Source organism: Nocardioides sp. (genome assembly GCF_025965415.1).
Lineage (GTDB): Bacteria > Actinomycetota > Actinomycetes > Propionibacteriales > Nocardioidaceae > Nocardioides.
The window spans coordinates 1-3,259 of the sequence record NZ_JAOPWY010000045.1 but is presented as its reverse complement, the minus strand read 5'-3'; the positions used below and the strand labels follow the sequence as shown (position 1 = coordinate 3,259).

Sequence of the window (3,259 nt, the reverse complement as noted above, 5' to 3'; positions counted from 1 at the left end):
CACCTGCCCGCCCTGTCCACAGGGTCCGTGAGCAGGTGCGCCGACTCGACGCCATTTCAGCGGGCAGGTGCGCCGACTCGGGAATGGTTAGCACAGGTAATGAGTTATGCTAACTACCATGCCGACCGCCGACCTCCGCACCGACGCCGGGCTCGCCTCCGAGCTCCGCGCCTCGGTCATGCGCATGCGCCGCCGCCTGGTCTCCGAGCGCCACCCCGACAACGACCTGAGCATCGGCCAGATGGTCGTGCTGGGCCTGCTCGTTCGCCTGGGCGAGCAGACCGTCGGCGACCTGGCCCGAGCCGAGCGCGTGCAGCCTCCGTCGATGACCCGCACGGTCAACTGCCTGGAGTCCGACGGCTACGTCGTACGCCGCCCGCACGACACCGACGGCCGGCAGGTCGTCGTCTCCCTCACCGAGTCGGGCCGTGCCGCGGTCCTCGCCGACCGGCAGCGCCGCGACGCCTGGCTCTCGCAGCAGCTCGGCACCCTCACGCCCGCCGAGCGCGCCACCCTGCGCGAGGCCGCGCCGATCCTCGCCCGGCTCGCCCTGACCGACTGACCCACCCAGACCCACCTGACCCGACTACCCACCCGAGGAGTCACCACGAGTCCCACATTCCGCTCCCTGGCCAACCCCAACTACCGCCGCTACGCCGCCGGTGGCGTGGTGTCGAACACCGGCACCTGGATGCAGCGCGTCGCCCAGGACTGGCTCGTCCTCGAGCTCGCCGTCGGCTCCGGCGCGACCTCGCTCGGCATCACGACCGGCCTGCAGTTCCTGCCGTTCCTGCTGATGACGCCCTTCGCCGGCCTCGTCGCCGACCGGATGCCCAAGCAGCGCCTGCTCCAGCTGACCAACCTCGGCATGGCCCTGCCCGCGGCCGTGCTCGGCCTGCTCGCCGTCACCGGCACCGCGGAGGTGTGGCACGTCTACGTCCTGGCGTTCGTGCTCGGCTCCGCCTCCGCGTTCGACGCCCCGGCGCGCCAGTCGTTCGTCTCCGAGATCGTCGACCCGGTCGACCTGACCAACGCGGTCGGCCTCAACTCCGCCAGCTTCAACGCCGCGCGCCTCGTCGGCCCCGGCCTGGCCGGCGTGCTGATCGCCGCCCTCGGCGGGGGAGCGGTCGCCACCGGCTGGGTGATCCTGATCAACGCGGTGTCGTACGCCGCCCCGATCTGGTCGCTGCGCCACCTCGACGCCAGCCAGATCGACGCCGCCGTCCTGGCCGACCGCGGTCCCGGCGCGATCCGCGAGGGCGTCGCCTACGTCCGCGCGCGTCCCGACCTGCTGCTCGTGCTGAGCCTGGTGTTCTTCGCCGGCACGTTCGGCCTCAACTTCCAGATCACCTCCGCGCTGATGGCCACCGAGGTGTTCGGCAAGGGCCCGGAGGAGTTCGGGCTGCTCGGCACGTTCCTGGCCGTCGGCTCGCTCACCGGCGCCCTGCTCGCGGCGCGCCGCCCCCAGGTGAGGCACCGCCTCGTGGTGGGCTCGGCGCTCGCCTTCGGCGCCACCGTCGTGCTGGCCGGGCTGATGCCGACGTACCTCGCCTTTGCGCTCCTCGCGCCGGTCACCGGCCTGACGGCGCTCACGTTCATCACCAGCGCCAACACCTACATGCAGCTCCACACCGATGCTGGCGTCCGCGGCCGCGTGATGGCGCTCTACCTGATGATCTTCGTGGGCGGCACCCCGATCGGGGCGCCCATCATCGGGTGGATCGGTCACGAGTACGGCGCCCGCTGGACGCTGCTGGGCGGAGGCCTGCTCACCATCACCGGTGTGGCAGTCTCGGCAGTGGTGTACCTGCGCCTCGAGCGGGCGCGGCGCGAGCCCGCCGGCCGGGTCGGGGAATCCGCCGTGGAGGCGGCTCCGGCGGCGTTTTGACCCTGCCTTGGCGCCCGAGTAGCCTCATTCCTTGTGTCTGGCACGACCAGACCCCTCCGCATGCTCGGAAGCCACTCACTCCTTGAGCCCAGGCCAGCCAGCCGGCGAACAGGCACAGCACACGCAACACACCCGAGTCCGGCACAGCGTCGGACCGAGACGAGAAGACAGAGAGAGGGAACCACCCGGTGCCCACCATCAACCAGCTGGTCCGCAAGGGCCGCCAGGACAAGGTGTCGAAGTCCAAGACGCCTGCCCTGAAGGGATCCCCGCAGCGCCGTGGCGTCTGCACCCGCGTCTACACGACCACCCCGAAGAAGCCGAACTCCGCCCTCCGCAAGGTCGCCCGCGTGCGCCTGAGCAGTGGCGTCGAGGTCACCGCGTACATCCCGGGTGTCGGTCACAACCTGCAGGAGCACTCGATCGTGCTCGTGCGCGGCGGCCGTGTGAAGGACCTTCCCGGTGTCCGCTACAAGATCATCCGCGGGACGCTCGACACCCAGGGTGTCAAGAACCGCAAGCAGGCCCGCAGCCGCTACGGCGCGAAGAAGGAGAAGTAATGCCTCGCAAGGGTCCCGCTCCCAAGCGCCCCCTCGTCTCTGACCCGGTCTACGGCTCGCAGCTGGTCACCCAGCTCGTCAGCAAGGTCCTGCAGGACGGCAAGAAGGCCGTTGCCCAGCGCATCGTCTACACCGCCCTGGAGGGCTGCCGCGAGAAGACCGGCACCGACCCGGTCGTCACGCTCAAGCGCGCGCTCGACAACGTCAAGCCGGCCATCGAGGTCAAGTCCCGCCGCGTCGGCGGTGCGACCTACCAGGTGCCGATCGAGGTCAAGGCCAACCGCAGCACGACGCTGGCCCTGCGCTGGCTCGTCGGCTACGCCGCCGACCGTCGCGAGAAGACGATGGCCGAGCGCCTCCAGAACGAGATCCTCGACGCCAGCAACGGCCTCGGTGCCGCTGTGAAGAAGCGCGAGGACACCCACAAGATGGCCGAGTCCAACAAGGCCTTCGCCCACTACCGCTGGTGAGGACGAGAGGCCGTACGACCGCGCACTGCGCGGCGTACGGCCTCTCACCCCCACAACCCCACTACTTCGAGGGACTGAGACACAGACGTGGCCGTCGACATCACCACCGACCTCAACAAGGTCCGCAACATCGGCATCATGGCGCACATCGACGCCGGCAAGACCACCACCACCGAGCGCATCCTCTTCTACACCGGCATCACCTACAAGATCGGTGAGGTCCACGAGGGTGGCGCCACGATGGACTGGATGGAGCAGGAGCAGGAGCGCGGCATCACCATCACGTCCGCCGCGACGACCTGCTGGTGGAAGGACCACCAGATCAACATCATCGACACGCC

At 69.8% G+C, this 3,259-nt stretch carries 5 protein-coding genes; all 5 read left to right on the top strand.

All coding sequences use genetic code 11. The annotated features are described in order from the left end of the window. Positions 1–118 precede the first annotated feature (118 nt). Complete coding sequence (locus JWN97_RS05465; RefSeq protein WP_297619517.1) at positions 119–562, top strand: MarR family transcriptional regulator; 444 nt, start codon at positions 119–121, stop codon at positions 560–562. 15 nt (positions 563–577) lie between these two features. After that, entirely contained in the window at positions 578–1,888 is a 1,311-nt protein-coding gene (locus JWN97_RS05460; RefSeq protein ID WP_363321255.1) for an MFS transporter, read from the top strand. A 188-nt stretch (positions 1,889–2,076) separates the two neighbouring features. Further along, positions 2,077–2,448, top strand: coding sequence for a 30S ribosomal protein S12 (gene rpsL / locus JWN97_RS05455; protein WP_056599611.1), 372 nt, complete (start codon positions 2,077–2,079; stop codon positions 2,446–2,448). Beyond that, positions 2,448–2,918, top strand: coding sequence for a 30S ribosomal protein S7 (rpsG, locus tag JWN97_RS05450; protein WP_297619512.1), 471 nt, complete (start codon positions 2,448–2,450; stop codon positions 2,916–2,918). Before rpsL ends, rpsG begins: the two co-directional genes overlap by 1 nt. Positions 2,919–3,005: 87 nt before the next feature. Continuing rightward, positions 3,006–3,259, top strand: a 254-nt coding sequence (locus JWN97_RS05445) for a GTP-binding protein (RefSeq protein WP_297619509.1), incomplete at its 3' end; no start/stop codon positions are given.

Excerpts from the sequence above, each read along its gene's own strand:
- JWN97_RS05465 (WP_297619517.1), top strand. The coding sequence starts at position 119 with ATGCCGACCGCCGACCTCCGCACCGACGCCGGGCTCGCCTCCGAGCTC.
- rpsG (WP_297619512.1), top strand. The coding sequence starts at position 2,448 with ATGCCTCGCAAGGGTCCCGCTCCCAAGCGCCCCCTCGTCTCTGACCCG.